The organism is Anabaena sp. PCC 7938 (assembly GCF_049315035.1).
In the GTDB taxonomy this organism is placed as follows: Bacteria; Cyanobacteriota; Cyanobacteriia; order Cyanobacteriales; family Nostocaceae; genus Anabaena; species Anabaena cylindrica.
The window spans coordinates 4492611-4510113 of sequence record NZ_CP186034.1 but is presented as its reverse complement, the minus strand read 5'-3'; the positions used below and the strand labels follow the sequence as shown (position 1 = coordinate 4510113).

11 protein-coding genes and 2 pseudogenes are annotated in these 17503 nt (G+C 38.6%); 4 read left to right on the top strand and 9 right to left on the bottom strand.

Annotated elements, in window-relative coordinates:
* The first annotated feature begins 118 nt into the window (after positions 1-118).
* On the top strand, positions 119-5395 hold the full coding sequence (locus tag ACOWPH_RS20505) for an AAA family ATPase (RefSeq protein WP_015217234.1): 5277 nt from the start codon (positions 119-121) through the stop codon (positions 5393-5395).
* An 87-nt stretch (positions 5396-5482) separates the two neighbouring features.
* Positions 5483-5962, top strand: a complete 480-nt coding sequence (locus ACOWPH_RS20500; RefSeq protein ID WP_015217233.1) for a response regulator — start codon at positions 5483-5485, stop codon at positions 5960-5962.
* Positions 5963-6191: 229 nt separating this feature from the next.
* On the opposite strand, the gene coaE is transcribed toward ACOWPH_RS20500, so the two are convergent.
* The 6 genes and pseudogenes from coaE to ACOWPH_RS20470 all read right to left on the bottom strand — a co-directional run bounded on the left by coaE (position 6192) and on the right by ACOWPH_RS20470 (position 11445).
* Positions 6192-6794, bottom strand: a complete 603-nt coding sequence (coaE, locus tag ACOWPH_RS20495; RefSeq protein ID WP_015217232.1) for a dephospho-CoA kinase — start codon at positions 6792-6794, stop codon at positions 6192-6194.
* A 40-nt stretch (positions 6795-6834) separates the two neighbouring features.
* Positions 6835-7629 (bottom strand): uroporphyrinogen-III synthase, encoded by a 795-nt coding sequence (locus ACOWPH_RS20490; protein ID WP_015217231.1) that lies wholly within the window; start codon positions 7627-7629, stop codon positions 6835-6837.
* A 247-nt stretch (positions 7630-7876) separates the two neighbouring features.
* Positions 7877-8587 (bottom strand): annotated as a pseudogene (cobA, locus tag ACOWPH_RS20485) (uroporphyrinogen-III C-methyltransferase); the annotation flags it as partial.
* Between the two features lie 270 nt (positions 8588-8857).
* Positions 8858-9325, bottom strand: coding sequence for a tetratricopeptide repeat protein (locus ACOWPH_RS20480; protein ID WP_015217229.1), 468 nt, complete (start codon positions 9323-9325; stop codon positions 8858-8860).
* A 4-nt stretch (positions 9326-9329) separates the two neighbouring features.
* A complete protein-coding gene (locus ACOWPH_RS20475) occupies positions 9330-10271 on the bottom strand; it encodes a homogentisate phytyltransferase (protein ID WP_015217228.1) in 942 nt (313 codons plus the stop codon).
* 331 nt (positions 10272-10602) lie between these two features.
* Positions 10603-11445: a methyltransferase domain-containing protein gene (locus ACOWPH_RS20470; RefSeq protein WP_015217227.1), complete on the bottom strand. Its 843-nt coding sequence runs from the start codon at positions 11443-11445 to the stop codon at positions 10603-10605.
* A gap of 128 nt (positions 11446-11573) precedes the next feature.
* On the opposite strand from ACOWPH_RS20470, the gene ACOWPH_RS20465 reads away from it, so the two are divergent.
* Together ACOWPH_RS20465 and ACOWPH_RS20460 are read left to right on the top strand one after the other, a co-directional pair.
* On the top strand, positions 11574-12908 hold the full coding sequence (locus tag ACOWPH_RS20465) for a TrkH family potassium uptake protein (protein ID WP_015217226.1): 1335 nt from the start codon (positions 11574-11576) through the stop codon (positions 12906-12908).
* 88 nt (positions 12909-12996) lie between these two features.
* Positions 12997-13692, top strand: coding sequence for a potassium channel family protein (locus tag ACOWPH_RS20460; RefSeq protein ID WP_015217225.1), 696 nt, complete (start codon positions 12997-12999; stop codon positions 13690-13692).
* 43 nt (positions 13693-13735) lie between these two features.
* Here the strand turns inward: ACOWPH_RS20460 and ACOWPH_RS20455 are convergent.
* The 3 genes and pseudogenes from ACOWPH_RS20455 to ACOWPH_RS20445 form a co-directional block, all read right to left on the bottom strand.
* Positions 13736-14831, bottom strand: a pseudogene (locus ACOWPH_RS20455) (tetratricopeptide repeat protein).
* Between the two features lie 75 nt (positions 14832-14906).
* Entirely contained in the window at positions 14907-16025 is a 1119-nt protein-coding gene (gene queA / locus ACOWPH_RS20450; RefSeq protein ID WP_015217223.1) for a tRNA preQ1(34) S-adenosylmethionine ribosyltransferase-isomerase QueA, read from the bottom strand.
* 743 nt (positions 16026-16768) lie between these two features.
* Positions 16769-17404: a hypothetical protein gene (locus ACOWPH_RS20445; RefSeq protein ID WP_015217222.1), complete on the bottom strand. Its 636-nt coding sequence runs from the start codon at positions 17402-17404 to the stop codon at positions 16769-16771.
* Positions 17405-17503 lie beyond the last annotated feature (99 nt).

Sequence of the window (17503 nt, the reverse complement as noted above, 5' to 3'; positions counted from 1 at the left end):
TATTTTCTGGTGTTCCCTTAGCCTGTTAATTAAGAGTGCAACTATTATAGATATAGAATCGAGTTTGCGAGTTAACCGGACTTTTTGCCTGATTTTACTAATTGAAGGTGGTTGAACCATGTTGAAAATTCCTAGTTATCAAATTCATACAAAAATTCATGAAAGTAACAATTCACAGGTTTATCGGGGAATTAGGGAATTAGATAATTTACCTGTAATCTTCAAAATATTGAAGAAAGACTATCCCACACCAGAGGAAATTACACGTTATAAACTCGAATATGAAATTATGCATGGGTTGACAATATCTGGTGTTATTAAAGCTTATGATTTACAACAATTACAAAGTACTTTTGTGATTATTGTAGAGGATTTTGGAGGTGAATCTTTAGAAAAGATTTTAGCCAAAAGAAAGTTTACATTAACTGATTTTCTCCATTTAGCAATTCAAATAACTAAAATTTTAGGTGAAATTCATACCGCGAATATCATTCATAAAGATATTAATCCAGCCAATATTGTTTTAAATTTAGAAACAAATCAAATTAAAATTATTGATTTTGGTATTGCCACTGCCCTGCCACGGGAAACATTAACTATCAAAAATCCTACTACATTGGAAGGAACTTTAGCTTACATATCTCCAGAACAAACGGGCAGGATGAACCGTTCTCTGGATTATAGAACTGATTTTTACTCTTTGGGTGCTACCTTTTACCAATTGTTGACTCATGGATTACCATTTGTAACTAGCGATGCGTTGGAGTTAATTCATTATCACCTGGCTTTAGAACCTGTGCCACCTCATTTAATCAATCCAGAAATACCAGTTGTAGTTTCAGAACTTGTTCTAAAACTGTTAGCGAAAACAGCAGAAGATCGCTATCAAAGTGCCTGGGGTATTAAGACTGATTTGGAACAGTGTCTGATCCAGCTACAACAAACAAAAAGAGTTGAGTCTTTTATTTTAGCGCAACATGATATTTCTGATAATTTTCATATTCCTGAAAAACTTTATGGTAGAGAAAGAGACGTGGAGATGTTGTTAGCTGCATTTGCTAGAGTCACAGGAATTCAGAAGTCAAGTCAAATTAATGCTATAGAAATGTTGTTGATTGCTGGCTACTCTGGTATTGGTAAATCAGCATTTGTACAGGAAATTTATAAAACTATTACACGCAGCAGAGGTTATTTTATTGCGGGTAAATTCGAGCAGTATCAACGCAATATCCCTTACTTTGCGATCGCACAAGCTTTTAACTCACTGATTAAGCAATTACTGACTGAGAGCGAATTACAGCTAATTAACTGGCGAGAAAAACTCTTGGCAGCTTTGGGATCTAACAGTCGTGTGATTACCCAGGTAATTCCAGCATTAGAACTAATTATTGGTAATCAACCAGATGTACCTACTTTGCTACCAGCAGAAGCCCAAAATCGCTTTCATCAAGTTTTCCAAAAATTTATCTGTGTCTTTACTCAATCACAATATCCCCTGGTGATTTTTTTGGATGATCTGCAATGGGCAGATACTGCCTCTTTGAAACTACTGCAAATGCTGACAACAGCAACAGTTGAGCAATCTTTGTTATTAATTGGGGCATATCGGGATCATGAAGTAAATGCTTCCCATCCTCTCATCCGCATGGTGGCAGAAATTCAGCAGGAAAATGGGGTGGTAAACCAACTGTTCCTTGATCCTTTGCAATTGCCCGCTATTAACCAGTTGATTGCTAATACATTACGCTGTCAACCAGAAGATGTTTTACCTTTAGCTGAACTGGTGCAAGCAAAAACCAACGGTAATCCCTTTTTTATAAATGAGTTTTTGAAATCCCTGTATGCTGAAAAGCTGCTGGAATTTGATCGTCAAAAGGGTAATTGGCAATGGTCAATTGAGCAAATTCAGGAACGGGGAATTACTGATAATGTTGTAGATTTACTGGTACTGAAGATTCAAAAACTCAGTTTGCAGACACAGCGATTGTTACAGTTATCAGCCTGTATTGGCAACCGGTTCGATTTAGAAACCTTGGCAGTGACAGCAGAACTATCTCTACAAAAAACTGCCCAGAAATTAGGAGATGCGATCGCACAAGGATTGATTTTGCCCCTCAGCAATGCTTACAAATCCGTTGAGTTAAAAGTGCCACTTCCCAGCAATAGCCCTGCCATTGAATATAAATTCGTTCATGATCGCATTCAGCAAGCAGCTTATTCTCTCATCCCGGAGAGCGATCGCCAAATGATCCATTGGCAAGTAGGACAGTGTTTGTGGCAAAAGACTTCCCCAGAACAGTTACAACACAAGATTTTTGATATCACCAACCAACTGAACCAGGGTCAAAAACTCATCAAAACTCAATCCGAACAAAAGAACTTGTCCCAGTTAAACTTAATAGCAGGAGAAAAAGCCAAGACATCTACAGCTTATGATGCTGCTTTTACATACTTGCAAACCGCCTTGGATCTGCTGACCACAGATAGCTGGCAAACTAACTATGACTTTACCCTAACTCTATATAGTGCAACGGCAGAAGCAGCCTATCTGAGCGGTAACTTCGAGCAAGTAGAACCACTATTTCAACAGGTAGTTGACCATGCAAAAACCTTACTAGCCAGCTTAAAAGTCTACGATGTCAAAATTCAGACTTATGTTGCCCAAAATCAACTGCTAGAGGCGATTCAGATTAGTTTACAGTTACTAAAACAATTAGGGGTTCACCTCCCCATGCAACCAACTTCTGAGCATATTCAGCCAGCCCTCTCCGCAACTGCCTCAAAATTGGCAAACAGACCCATTGAAAATTTGATTGACCTGCCCATAATGTCTGAGCCAGAGGTGCTGGCAGCAATGCAGCTTTTAACCAGTATATGTGCATCAGCTTTTTTAGCAGTCCCGCCTTTATTTCTGCTGATTGTTCTCAAGATGGTAGATTTGCTGGTTGAGTACGGAAACATGATGTTAGCGCCCTTTGCCTATGCTGCTTATGGAATTATTCTCTGTGGAGTTGTATTTGAAATTGAAGCAGGATATCAATTTGGACAACTGGCGTTAAGTCTGCTTCATCACCTAGATGCTAAACCCATTCAGGCCAGAACCCTATTCGCGGTCAGTAACCAAATTAATGTTTGGAAAACACACCTCCGAGAAAGTTTGCAGTCACACCAAAATTGTTATCAGGTTGGTATTGATCAGGGTGATTTAGAGTTTGCTGGCTATGCTGCTATGCATTTTTGTGCTTATTCATTTGCAGTCGGTCAACCCTTGGATGAGCTACAACTACAACTGAATCATTATCACCAGGCAGTTAAAAAAATTAAGCACTCAGCCGGTATTCATTTTGTAGAGATTTGCTGGCAAACTGTTTTGAACTTGATTCAGGAAGTTCCTAATCCTGGTATTTTATCGGGTCAAGCTTATGATGAAACAATTCGGCTACCCCAAATGCAACAAACCAATTTTCACGGAGGTTTGTTCTATTTCTACCTAAATAAATTATTTCTTTGTTACTTATTTGATAATACCAATCAGGCGATGTCTGCAACGGGCAGCGCCTACGCTAATGCTGTCATCGCACAAGAGTATTTACCTGCTATGACCGGAGCAGCTTTGGTTGCTATCTTTAAGTTCTACGATTCTCTCTCTCGATTGGCAGTGTATGCAAATGCAGATCCTCAGCAACGGTCTGAGTTGCTTCAGCAGGTAGCAGAAAATCAAGCCAAAATGCAACATTGGGCGCATCATGCCCCAATGAATTACCAGCACAAATGGTATCTTGTTGAGGCTGAAAGGTATCGAGTTTTAGGTCGATTTAAAAAAGCCATGAAAGCCTATGATCGCGCTATTAGTTTGGCTAAGAAAAACCAATACTTACAAGAAGAAGCTCTGGCCAACGAACTGGCAGCTAGGTTTTATCTGGAACAAGATTTGATTACCATCGCTACAATATATCTGCAAGATGCCAGGTATGGTTATTTAAGGTGGGGAGCAACGGCGAAAGTGAGAGATATGCAAAGGCGCTATCCCCAACTACTAGAACTGCAATCAGAACCAACCGAAACCCACAGATTTAATACTACAGAATCTTCTTCTACCAAATTAGCAGCACTTGACCTAGAAACGGTGTTGAAAGCTTCCCAAGCAATCTCTGCGACTGGCAGCGCCTACTCCACTGAAGTTCTTTTAGATCAACTTCTGGGAAAACTGATGACTATTCTGATTGAAAATGCGGGAGCGCAAACAGGTTATTTGATTTTACAAACCCAAGATGAATGGCGAATTGAAGCGATTAGTTCAATTGACAATGGGAAAGTTGAGCTAATACACCCAGACAACATCCCTTGTTTACCAACATCCTTGATTAATTATGTGGTTCGTACCCAGGAAAGCATCGTCCTTGGTCACGCTATTCAAGAAGGTAACTTTCAATCTGAACCCTGGATTATCTACCACCAATCCAAATCAATTCTATGTACACCTTTATTGAATCAAGGAAAATTTACAGGAATTGTTCTTTTAGAAAATAATCTCACCACTAATGCATTTACCCCAGAACGGATTGAAATCATCAATCTGCTTTCGACTCAGGCAGCTATTTCCATTGATAATGCCCGGTTATTACAGCAGCAGGAAAAATTGAATCAATCTGTCTGTCAACTCAATGCAGAATTAGAAGAAAGGGTGACTCAAAGAACTGCCCAATTACAGGCTGTTAATAAAGCTTTGGAATCGTTTTCTTATTCAATTTCCCATGACTTACGAGCGCCTTTAAGAGCAATTGATGGCTTTTCGAGAATGATCCAAGAAGACTACGGTGAACAACTGGATGCAGAAGGTAATCGTTACTTAAAAGTTGTCCGGGATAACGCCAAACGCATGGGTCAGTTGATTGATGATTTGTTGAATTTATCCCGTTTGGATCGGAAGGAAATGTCCAAACAGCCAGTGTTAGTCAATGAGTTGATTCAACAGGTGTTAAGTGATTTAGCGCCAGAATGGTCTGGTCGTGAGATTGAATTTGCGATCGCAGATTTACCCAACTGTCAAGCTGACCTTTCCCTCCTCACCCAAGTCTGGATTAACTTGTTATCCAATGCCATTAAGTACACCAGTTACAAATCCATTGCTCATATCGAAGTGGGTTATGAAGTGATGGATGGCGAAGGAGTGTACTTAATCAGAGATAATGGATCAGGGTTTGATATGCAGTATGCCGACAATCTTTTTGGAGTATTCCAACGTCTGCACCGTGAACAAGATTTTGAAGGTACAGGTATTGGACTAGCGATCGTCCAACGCATTATTCAACGTCACGGTGGCCACATTTGGGTCGAAGCAGCAGTCGATCAAGGTGCAACCTTTTATTTCACCCTTCCGAGTACTGAGTACTGAGTATGAATTTTCCTCTCTATTCCTCTGCTTTCCATTTTCCTATAAATCTGTTTTCAATTCTCTAATCTTGTTCCCTGCCATAATATAATGACTGACCGACTCATTGATCAGCCCACTGATACATCTTTCCAACAACCGATATCTATTGTGTTAATTGAAGATAATCCTGCTGATGCCGAACTAGCTATGCGGGCTTTACGTCGCAGCAGAATTGGAAGTCACACCCAATGGCTTCCAGATGGAGCAGAAGCCCTCGATTTTTTCTTTTGTCGCAGCAACTATGCTCACCGTATCATCACAAATCAACCCAAAGTTATTTTCCTAGATTTGAAACTACCAAAAGTGAGTGGATTGGAAGTTTTACGGCAACTTAAATCTGACCCTCGCACTCAAACGATTCCCGTTGTTGTCTTGACTTCTTCTGACGAAGATAGAGATGTAATAGAAAGTTACCAACTGGGAGCGAATAGCTATATCGTCAAACCTGTAGATTTTGAACAATTTAACCAAGCAGTCCAGCAGCTTGAATTTTATTGGGTTTTATTTAATCGAGTCCCCATTTCTTGAGATTTAATGATTCGTGTTTGATTATTCTTGATCCTCAAAATTAACATCTTGATAAATATCAATGGCTCTACGGTACTTGTTATACTAAATTGCCAGTCGATAAGAGGGAAATCTTAACAGGAAAAGGAGACAATATTTTGCAATAATATTAAAAATTCTGCATCATTTCCTATACAGATTAAAGTTTATAAGATTTTTTTGCCTAAATTTTACACTGCAATTTTCATTTTCATATCAAGTTGGTATCAACCCTTTTCATCACCAAATCTATTTGTTGTAAGAGTGATTCTAAAGTAGAGGAATTATCTAAAACTACATCAGCACGTGCTACTTTTTCAGCAATAGATAATTGACTACTAATTCTAGCTACTGCTTGTTCATTAGTTAAATTATTACGCTGAATTAATCTTTGCTGTTGCTGTTGTGGTGAACAAGATACAACCCAAATTTCACCAACTAAATTCTCTAAACCAGCTTCAAATAAAAGAGGAATAACTAAAATTAAAGTATTTGCAGATAATTCATTAATAGCTTGAGTAAAACAATTCCTCACATAAGGATGAATTAAATTTTCTACCCAATGGCGTTCTTCTGGCTGGTTAAAAATAATTTCTCCCAACTGAGAACGATTTAAATTACCATCTGGTAGCAAAATTTGTTTGCCGTAACGTTGGGAAATTTGTGTAATAATAGGTGAACCAACAGATACTGCATCTCTAGCATAAACATCTGCATCTAACATTGGTAAATTATAAGCAGTAACTAAATAATTAGCCACTGTACTTTTCCCCGTAGCTATACCACCAGTTAAACCGATTAAATGTTTTTTCATTAGTAATTGGTAATTAGAAAAACTATTACCCAGCCCCCAATCACCCTTTAGACCATTTTATAATTGCTTTTATTAAACCATCTACAGTATATTCCTCAGCTTCAATATCAACACGTCCGAATAAATCAGAGCAGATTTTAGAAGTTTGGGGGCCAATAGAAGCAATACAAATTTTGTCGAAATAATGTGTCACTCCATTTGTTAATTTACTAGTTGCTAATAGATAGAAAAACTGCACAGTCTTGGAGCTAGCAAAGGTAATTACATCTAGGGTATGATTTTGTAAAGCTAATTCTGCTGCTGGGGGAATATTCTGGGGACAACAAGATTCATAAGCGGGAACTTCTATAACTTCTGCACCTTTAGCGGTTAATTCTTTAACTAAAACTTCTCTACCCCCGGTTTCGACTCTAGGAAATAAAATCTTTTTACCTGCTAAGTTTTCAGGAAAGTTGGTTACTAAGGAGTCAGCGATAAAGTGAGGAGGAATAAAATTAGGACGAATACTGTGTTTTTTAAGACTTTGGGCTGTTTTTTCACCAACAACGGCAATTTTAATCTTTTTTAAATTACTTTTATCTTTACCTTGGGTGTGAAGTCTTTGAAAAAAGTAGTCTACAGCGTTGCTAGAAGTGAGAATTAACCAGTCAAAAGTTGATAAATTAATAATTGCCTGATCTAAAGCTTTCCAGCTGGAAGGAGGGCCAATTTCTAAAGCTGGCATTTCAATGACTGTAGCACCTGCTGCCGACAAGCGATCGCTAAATTGGCTTGACTGTCCAACTGAACGTGTGACTAGAATGGTTTTACCTGAAAGAGGAAGAGTGCTTGACATAGGAAAAATACGAGAGTTTTGGCTATTTTATGAAGATATTCTTGCTCAGGTTATATCATGTTCGTTTGTGAGCTTTGCTGGCCGTAAAAGATATACTTAATCATATTTGTTGCAGTTAGTAATGGGAAGAGCGATGATCAAATAGATATCGACTGAATTTAAATATGCTCCTTTTGGTCGTATCTGACGTTAGGGGTCATTTTCCTTCCTGCCTCCTAACTCCTGCCCTCGATAAGTAATTATACTACAAATATTGACGTAACCGGACAACTTCACCAATAACAATTACTGCTGGAGAGAGAGATAAACCCGCAGTTTGTTCCAAAATATTGCCTAATTCACCTATGCAGATTTCTTGACTAGGAGTTCCTGCCCACCGAATAATAGCAATTGGTGTGGAATGCGATAGGTTATGGCGTAGCAGTTGATAAACGATTTCTGCTAAATTTTTCCCCCCCATCAAAATTACCAAAGTTTCTAATCTTGATAGTGCTTCCCAGTCTAAAACGTCTGGTTCATGTGCTGTCAATACCGCAAAACAACGACTGAGAACATTATCTGTTAGAGGAATTCCTGCAAGTAAAGGTGCTGCTAAAGCTGAAGAAATTCCTGGTATCACTTCAAATTCACAACCAGCAGATTTTAAAGCTTCTATTTCAGAAATACAACGGCCAAAAATAAAAGGATCTCCTGATTTTAGCCGAATAACTTGTTTACCTTCTTGACAATGCTTAACTAGTAAATTGTTAATTTCAGTTTGGGGAGTGCTGGGTTTACCACCACGTTTACCAACATCTAATTTTAGACAATCATGTGGGACACAATCTAACAATTGAGCATCTACTAAAGCATCATAAACTAAGACTTGGGCAGATGCCAAAAGACGATAAGCTTTGACAGTTAAATATGCCAAATCTCCTGGTCCAGCACCCACAAGGTAAACTTTATTATTGGTCATTGGTTACAAAAAAGGGAACAGGGAATAGTGAACAGATAAGAAACTTTAGTTTTGAGTTTAAATCTCAGTCAAACAATACCTTGTCCATTTTCGGTAGGTTGGGTTAAGCGACAGCGCAACCCAACGCATTTGTTGGGTTTCATGCTTCAACCCAACCTACAAATCAAGGTTTTTTCCAATTTGGACAAGGTATTGTCAAAAAAACAGTGTTATTATTTCAATCTCATGTTTTTAAACATAAGTTTTTTCTGTTCCCTCTGAATTTTTCCCCTATTCCCTTTCACCTGTGATATCTTGGAGAATTTTCTCTATTGTTTCTACTTTTTGGGGTTGACGCTGTTTTTGGAATAAATCTTTGGCTTGTTTGAGGTTATTTATTGCTTCTGCTTCATTTTTTTGGAGTAGCAAAATATTGGCCAAGCGGAGGTAAGCATTGGGATTTTTAGGATTAAGAATAATTACTTCGCTGAATAATTCTTTGGCTTGATCAATTTCGCCTTTGTGGTTTAAAATATCGCCTAATAATAACCGCACCATATCATTAGTAGAGTTGATGGCAATTACTTGACGAAAAGCAGCTTCTGCACCTTCGTAATCTTTCGCTTGAAAAAGCTTGATGCCTTTTTGAAATAAGTTTGAAGTAATTAATGTTCTCAAGGCGAAATAAATGAGAGTCCCAATACTGACAATTACTAAAGATATAGCAAAAATATTACTAACTGGTGAATTTTCTAACATGATTTTAAGCCAAAATACACGCAAAAGGGAAAATTAGATATTCGATGAAAAACAGTTTCCAGATAAACTGATAAAAACTTGCGATCGCACTTTTATCTTGCAAGTCTACTTTTCTACTCTGCCACCACATGACAATTAAGGCTACTATATGGGTGATAAATATAAATATGGCATTAACTTCGGCTATACCTAATACAGCAACCATAATCATTCCTACATAGCAAACAGTTAATACCCAAAGGGCAAGATTGAATACTGCTTGTTGTCCCAGTTGCAGGGTAAATGTAGTAATGTTGTAAAGTTTATCGCCTTCCATATCAGGGATATCTTTAAAAATGGCGATCGCAAATGTAAATACCAATATAAACACAGTTAGCGCCCATACAGCACCTGGAATACTTTGGCTTTTTTGCAATAACCAATTAAAATGCAAAAATAGTCCTAAGTTAACAATTGTCCCCCTAACAGAAAAGATACACAATGCAGCCCAAAAGGGAAACTGTTTTAAACGAATTGGCGGTAAAGAATAAGCTGTACCAATTGCCAAACTAATCGCCACCATTCCCAATAAATAAGGGCCATTTAACCAAGCGGTAATCAGTGCTAAAATTCCGGTAACAATGACAATTAATTTACCTTGTTCTTTAGTAAATTCACCTGATGCTATGGGTAAATGAGGTTTATTAATTTTGTCAATATCAACATCTTCTAATTGGTTTAAACCAACTATATATATATTTCCAGATATACAAGCAATCCAAGTTCCTAAAATTTGACCCAGATGAGGATTGGAAAAGTTTGTGGAAGTGACACCAAGGGTAATTAAATATAACCCCAATACACTTAAACTTGTGCCGATAATTGTGTGTGGTCGGGAAAATTTCCAAAAGGCATAAAGCCAGTTTACCGAAGAAATCGGAGAATTCTGTTTATAAAACTGATTCATTTTCTACTCTCTAACTAGAAACTACAAAAGAACTATAAAGAAAAACCCAAAGGGCGGGAGACTTTGGCAAATTCAAAACAGATTCAAAGCAAATTCAAAGGGCGAGGTAAACCCCGCCCGTACGGGCTTTTAAATGTGTTTATAGCGGTATGCACCTGAATGAGGTACAGAATTTACAAAACAAGCCATATAGCAAAAGACTCCTGAATCCTGAATCCTGAATCCTGAATCCTGAACTCCTGAACGCCTGACTCCGAACTCGGAACTCCGAACTCGGAACTCGGAACTCCGAACTCCTGAACGCCTGACTCCGAACTCCGAACTCCTACTATCATTTATGACCGCATAATAATCCAAACCGAATTAACCCCCGTTCATAACCCCGACGCATTAGACCCAAAGAAAGCGCCCCTTGAATTGTACTCCAACCAGAAACCAGTAACCCAAACACTGCTTGAGGGGTGAATGCTGAATCAATTACCATATTCCAAAATGGAGCGACAGCGGTTGACCAATCGGCGGTGCGGATGTTGTTTAATGGTAGTTGACGTGCGATCGCTTCATACTCTGGCAACGAAAGCACGTAAGGTAAACAATAAACGCGATAAATATCATCTAAATGCTTCTGTTCGTCTGCATTTAGTGGTTTTCTATCAATTGGTCGATGACACCAAGTCACCATAATCAAAGTCCCACCAGGCTTTAACACCCGGTAGCACTCTTGCAAAAACTTAGTCTTATCTGGCATATGTTCGCCACTTTCCAGCGACCACACCAAATCAAAAGAATCATCAGCAAAAGGCATTTCTTGAGCATTGGCCACAAGGAACTGACTTCTCTGGCTCAAATTAGCCTCCCTCGCTCTAGCCGTCGCTCTAGCCGCTTGTACAGGACTCAGTGTAATCCCTGTTGACTTAGCATTAAACTTGTCAGCTAAGTATAAAGAACTGCCACCAATCCCACAACCAACATCCAGGATATTTTCCGCACCCTTAACCCCTGACCATTTCAGCAATTCTTCGATTAAATCAATTTGGGCTAAACGGCGGTCTTTCCTCTGGTTCCCGTCGGGACCATAGTAACCATGATGCATATGTTCTCCCCAGATTTGTTCCCACAAACCAGAGGAAGCATCGTAAAATTGTTGAATTTGCTGATAAAGTGTTGTACTCATGAGTCACCAGAGAAGACAAAGCCGAATTTCAAAAAACATATTGTTAGGCTACCATCTGTGTATTTAATTAGATAAGGCAATTTTGCTTAAGGCGACTTTGCTTCCAGAAGAAAATTGTAAATTACTTTATGACTGTTGCTCGCACAATCTGCTTGGGATTCATGGCTGTCATCCTGCTAGGAGCTATCCTGTTAATGATGCCTTTCTCAACTAGCAATGGTATGTGGAATGATCCAATTGTAGCACTTTTTACCTCAACTTCCGCAGTTTGTGTTACAGGGTTATCAGTAGTTGATCCTGGTACTTTTTTCTCCTTTTGGGGTCAATTGTTTATCACACTATTGGCTCAAATTGGTGGTTTAGGGTATATGACAACTACCACATTTTTGATTTTGTTAATTGGCAGGAGATTTGACCTGCGACAAAAAGTAGCAATTCAACAAGCTTTAGACCGTCCAGGGATTAGCGGTAGCACGCAGATTATCCGTTCAATCATTGCGACAACCATGATTTTTGAAATCACGGGAATATTATTATTATTGCCAGCTTTTGTTCCTGATTATGGTTGGAATCAAGGATTGTGGTTAGCAATATTTCATAGCGTCAATGCTTGGAATAATGCGGGTTTTAGTCTGTTTAAAGACAACTTAATAGGCTATCAAAGTTCTGGATTAGTAGTTTTTACAATCACCGGCTTAATTATTTTTGGAGGAATTGGTTATCAGGTAATTTTAGATATATATCTTTGGTTACGCGATAGAATTTTAAAAAAACCCAATGCCATCTTATTCTCTCTTGATTTTAAAGTAGCAACCAGCACAACTTTGATACTTTTAGTATTGGGAACAGTAGCCTTTTTTTGTATAGAAATTAGGAATCCTCAAACATTTGGTAATTTGAGTTTTACTAATCAATTATTATCGGCTTGGTTTCAATCAGTTACTCCTAGAACTGCTGGATTTAACACTATTGACATAGGGCAAATGACAGATTCTGGTTTATTTATTACTATTGCTTTGATGTTTATTGGTGCAAGTCCTGGAGGTACGGGAGGAGGTATAAAAACGACAACGCTGAGAGTTCTAACTAGTTGTACAAAATCTATCCTTCAAGGGAAAGAGGAAGTTTTATTGTATGATCGGAAGATAGCCATATCACTGATTTTAAAAGCTGTCGGCGTAGTTTTTGGTTCTCTAGCTACCGTGATTGGGGCAACAATTTTAATTAGCCTCACAGATCCTAACTTAGAGTTTATTAAAATCTTGTTTGAGGTGGTATCAGCGTTTGCTACAGTTGGTTTGTCTACAGGCATAACTGGTGGTATTTCCACAGCAGCAAAACTAATTTTAATTGTCACAATGTATATTGGTAGAGTTGGGGTTTTATTATTGATGTCAGCTTTATTAGGCGATCCTCGTCCTAGCAGAGTTCACTATCCAGAAGAGAATTTACTTGTTGGCTAATAGGTAATTGGTGATTAGGAAAACTTCTGCCTCTTATCTTTCCTGTTCCCTATTCCCTGTTCCCTATTCCCTAAAAACTGACAAAATCATGAATCTTTCATCATTAAAGTTTTTTCGCAGTCTACGCCAAGACAACAACCAATTTGCTGTAATTGGTTTAGGTCGCTTTGGTCGTTCTGTTTGTTCTACATTGCATAATTTAGGTTATCAAGTTTTGGCTACTGATGTTGATGAAAAGCTAGTTTCAGAAGCATTAACTGATGAAATTGTTAGTCATGCTGTGCAACTAGATTCAACTGAACCTGCGGCACTTAAAGAAGCTGGTATTTTTGAATTTGATACAGTAATTGTAGCAATCGGTAACTATATTCAAGAGAGTATTATCACCACTCTCAATGTCAAAGAAGCTGGTGTACCTCATGTAGTTGCTAAAGCTTCTAGTGAAGTTCACCGCAAGTTATTAAAACGAGTGGGAGCAGATCATGTTGTTTTTCCAGAGTTTGAAGCTGGTTGTGCTTTAGCTAGAACACTGACTAAACCATCAATTCTCGATAGATTTGACCTCGACCCAGATCACAGCATTGTTGAGTTGATTGTCCCTGATGAATTTCACGGTAAAACTGTTGCTGAAATTCAACTTCGTAATCGTTATGGTTTGAATTTGTTGGCAGTGAGTCAGGATGGTAAATTTAAGATTAATCCTGACCCTACTAGGCGTTTAGAACGCGGTACAGCAATGGTAGTTATTGGCTGTAACAAGGATATTAATCGCTTGCCAATTTGAAACAGGAAACAGGGTTATAAATACCTTGTTTCCCTGATTTCTTCTAAGGTGTTTTTGGCTGTTGTTCTACAGTGTTAGGCATATCATTAGAGTTGACGGGCATTATTTCTTCAGGTGCGGGTAAAATCACATCATTCTTAGGAGTGGGGGTTGGGGTTTGTGGTTTTTTGGGTGTTAAATGTTCGGTAATTTTTTGGGTAATCTCGTCAATTTTTGCGGTTTTTTCAGTATTTCCTTGTTCGCTATACTCTTGACGAGCGCGTTTAAATGCTTGATTCGCTGTCTTGAGATCGCCTTGATTATATAAAGTTACTCCTAAGTTATAATAAGCTAAGGCATTTTTGGGATTTTGGCGAATAGCTTTTTGGTAAATGGCAATAGCCTCTAATGGTTGATTTTGAATTACGAAGAGACTGCCTAAGTTGTTGTAAGCTAAGGTATTTTCAGGATTTAGTGTTAAGGTTTGACGATAGGCTGCGATCGCATTTTCTACTTGTCCTTCTTGCTGGAGTGCGATCGCTAAATTAAAATAAGCATTGGCATTGCTACCATCTAAATTAATTGCTTGTTGATAAGCCGCAATTGCTTCTTCTCGCTGTTCTTGTTCATACAAAACTATTCCCAAGTTATAGTGGGCTGCTGCCATCGTCGGACTGACTACCAACGCTTGCCGGTAAGCACTAATTGCCGCTTCTTTTTGTCCTTGTTTTTGCAGAGCTAATCCCAAATTGTAATAAGCTTCGCCAAAATTGGGATTAAGTTTAATCGCTTCCCCGATATTCTTGTACAGCTAACTCTAGGCGATTTTGTTTCATCAAGATATTACCTAAATAATGCCGTGCTGAACCAATATTAATATCTCGCTGTAAAGCTTGTCTAAAGGCAGATTCAGCACTTTTGAAGTCTTGGCGGTGATAGCGGGTAACTCCCAGTTGATACAAAATAGCTGCGTCCAAATCCTGGGAAACCACACTTTGCGCCAACAGCTTACTTTCTGGTAAATCAATAATTGTCGGTAAACCCAACACCAAAAATGCCGAAGAAGCAAACAAAAGTCCTAATCGCTGTGCGGAATTTTTGTAAAAATCGGCTGGAAATGAGCTGTGTAAGCACTGAGTAAGTAGATTTTTTTTAGCCATAACTTGTAACCTTATATTTGTAATTGAAATCCTGACACAATCAGAGTACCCATAACTACACCAAAAATTCACAATTTAATTCATACTCATCACTCCGTCTGGCAGAATAAGCATGGCATCACCAAAGGAATAGAAGCGATATTGAGATGCGATCGCTTGTTGATAAATTTTCAATAACCTTTTTCTCCCAATCAGGGCGCTTACCAACATCAACAAACTGGAACGAGGCAGGTGAAAATTAGTAATTAAACCCTCTACAACCCGCCATTGAAAGCCAGGATAGATAAACAAATTTACCTTGCCTACATAAGGCTGTAAATCGCCAAATTGAGCCGCACCTTCTAAAGCACGGACTACCGTAGTCCCCACCGCTATAATCCGCCCCCCAGCGGCTTGAGTAGCCCGGATTTGCTCAACTGTAGCAGCGCTGACTTCAATCCATTCTTCATGCATTTGGTGAGTAGTTACATCATCGACTTCCACAGGGCGAAAAGTCCCCACACCAACGTGCAGCGTGACAAAAGCTTGATTAATAGAGCGATCGCTCAATTTTTGTAAAAGTTCTGGTGTAAAGTGTAATCCTGCGGTTGGCGCTGCGATCGCACCTTGTTCTTGAGCATACACAGTTTGATACTGTTCATCCGCAGCCGTAGAAGCCGTAATGTAAGGAGGCAGAGGTATTTCCCCAAAATCCTCTAAAACTTGCACCAAAGAAATATGCTCAGGTAAATCAAATTGCAACAACCGTCCTCCAGTTGCAGCATCAGTCTCCAAAACCGTAGCCGTGAGTCCAGTATTAACTGATAATTTATTTCCATCAAAAACAATCTGAGTCCCGACTTTGAAGTGTTTTCCTGGCTTCACCAAAGCCAACCAACAGTTGTGCTGTCTTTCTTCCAATAGCAAAACTTCCACCTTTGCCCCCGTAGACTTGCGACCATACAAACGTGCTGGCATGACTTTAGTATTATTCATCACCAACAAATCTCCAGGTTGCAACAGTTCAGGCAAATCCCGGAAAATGTGATTGAGGGCTAACATTTCCCGGCCTGCATTGGGAGAATTAACCACCAGTAAACGCGAACTATCTCTGGGAACAGCCGGATTTTGAGCAATCAGTTCTGTAGGGAGTTCATAGTCATAGCCAGACAATGAACGGTCTAAATTAATATCTTGTATTTCTAAGTCAGACATTTCCTTAAAATAAAAGGTCGGTTAGAAACCGCATACATTGGTTGAAAATCGTTAATTTTCTATGTTTGTTCAATGCCATAAATAAGGGTTTAGCAATGCTAAACCCCTACTACCTGATTATTATTCATGTTTATTTTATGATAGTTCTTCCTCATCAGAATCATGATAACAAATCTAAAATCATTTGTCAATCCCTCTAATACTCTATTTTTATGCTTTTTTCAGAATCAGGATATCCAGGATTTAAGGATTTACAGGATGGTTTTTTGTGAGTGCGGAATGTGGGTTTTCAGAGGAAACTCTTAACAGGGAATGGGGAATAAGCTGTTAAGCACCTAAATTTGATAATCCTAAAATTGTTAAATCTTGTGGGGTGGGCATCTTGCCCGCCAGCCTTATACAAATTAAATGCACAACAGCTTAGGAAAAACTCATGTTTAAAAACATAAGATTGAGATAATGACACTGTTTTTTTCGTGTCACTCTCCTTCAAAAAAAGATGTTTTTTGACTGAGCTTTAAACTCTGAAACTTTAGTTTCTTCCCTATTCCTTATTCCCTTTTTTTGTAAGCGGTGTCAGACTACATAAACATATCAACAGATGTTCACTATTTAAATCATCCTAATAAACAATCCGGTAAATCCTCCAATCCTGGGCATCCTGATTCAGACATTTAACATATCAAACTACCATCTCCACAGGGTTGAATTTAGGATGAGTTGTAATATGATCGGGGGTAGCTCTATTGTGTAAATCTACTTAATAAATCTTCACGGGATAATTGTAGTAGTAAAGGAGTAAATTCTTCTCTACTCATGGCAATGAGAGGGTTGATAATTGTTGCTAACTGTGAATCAACTTCCCCAAACCGCACTTGCAGAATACTTTCAACCATAGCGCGTCGTTCTCTTTCTATACCTGTTTGGAGTCCTAGTTTTTCTCCTTCTTGTATTCCTTCTTGTCGTTCTTGTTTTTTAAGTTCTTCTAATTGTTGTTGATACATTTCTGATAATTTCATAATTAACTCCTGATCATCTTTATCAATATCTTGTGCTTGACGCTGGCGAGCGGATAACAGAGCAATTAGGTTATGTACTAATTGTATAATATCCGCAAGGAGTGGACTATTATTTGCTAGTGCTTCTAATTCTTCTACTGCTTGTCTTTGTACTTTTCCTCTTCCTAAAATCCTCAAAAACAACGTTTCGGGTGTACTGGGTAGTTGGTGAATAGCCACAACTACGGTTTTAAATAATTTCGGCAAAAAATATATGCCTTTTCCCCAGTTGGTTTCATCCAGAGTACCCTCACAACTCTCTAGGATTTCTACTGATGCTGTAGGTGTAAAAAATCCATAGTTGGGGTAATTCTGTTTCATCTATTCGCGTATCATTGCGTTTTGCTTGCCATTTAATATTTTTTGGATGATGACGATTTCTAGGTTGTGGTTTATGATTCCTGGGGAGCGATCGCAGTC